The organism is Syntrophomonas sp. UBA1041 (assembly GCF_002316705.1).
Classification (GTDB): domain Bacteria; phylum Bacillota; class Syntrophomonadia; order Syntrophomonadales; family Syntrophomonadaceae; genus DTU019.
Map to the genome: position 1 here is coordinate 1 of NZ_DCEA01000058.1, position 376 is coordinate 376.

At 35.1% G+C, this 376-nt stretch carries 1 protein-coding gene; it reads left to right on the top strand.

The features are described 5' to 3' along the window. On the top strand, positions 1-203 hold a 203-nt coding region (locus B2633_RS08445), incomplete at its 5' end, for a YezD family protein (protein WP_483170164.1). Between the last annotated feature and the right edge of the window lie 173 nt (positions 204-376).

Genomic DNA, 376 nt, shown 5'->3' on the forward strand with positions numbered 1-376 from the left:
TTATAATGAAATGGAGGGCAGGAGGTGAAAAGATGAGTCTTGAAAAAAACCTTTCGAAAGATGAACGTTTGATTATCTCTCGTCTGGATTTGGATTATTTGCTCAATTTAATAGAAGAAATTCGCTTCGGTTCGCTTACAATTATCATTCAAGATGGCAAAGTGGTTCAAATTGACAAACACGAGAAAATCAGACTGGTTTGAGCCGGCAATGCAATATCCGACAGTCAGATTATATGCCTGTAGGGTTTTTGTAATTATTTTGATTATAAATATTTGAACACCGAAAAAATCCAAGAAGAAGGTGATTGGAAGTGGGGTTTTTAAAGCTTAAACCTAAAGTGGAGCAAAATGCAAAAAAAGCTCTTAATACGGAA